Source organism: Vibrio sp. L85, assembly GCF_963871815.1.
Lineage (GTDB): Bacteria > Pseudomonadota > Gammaproteobacteria > Enterobacterales > Vibrionaceae > Vibrio > Vibrio harveyi.
This window is the reverse complement of sequence record NZ_CAWMYL010000171.1, coordinates 1-281: the sequence shown is the minus strand read 5'-3', so window position 1 is coordinate 281 and position 281 is coordinate 1. Positions and strand designations below refer to the sequence as shown.

The window sequence follows — 281 nt, the reverse complement described above, 5'->3', positions numbered from 1 at the left end:
TTTATCGGTGTAGAACGCAACTGGCTTACCGTGCTTATCGATGTACTGGCGCGTTGCTGTCATGTAGGACAATGTTGATTCAGACTCACAAAAGTACATGTGCATGATTGCGCTTGTTGTGTCGTCAATTTGGCGAATGTGTTTATCACAAACATGTTGAATAAGTTCGAGCTTTGACAGCTCTCTAGCGCTAATTATCAGCAGCATTCCTGCACCTTAAACAAAAAATCCTAAGGTACAAATTCTACACTGAATGTGACATCTTAAACTTGCGCTGACAT

At 41.3% G+C, this 281-nt stretch carries 1 pseudogene; it reads right to left on the bottom strand.

Annotated features, from left to right (window positions below):
* A pseudogene (locus AACR11_RS29875) lies at positions 1-207 on the bottom strand (hypothetical protein); the annotation flags it as partial.
* Between the last annotated feature and the right edge of the window lie 74 nt (positions 208-281).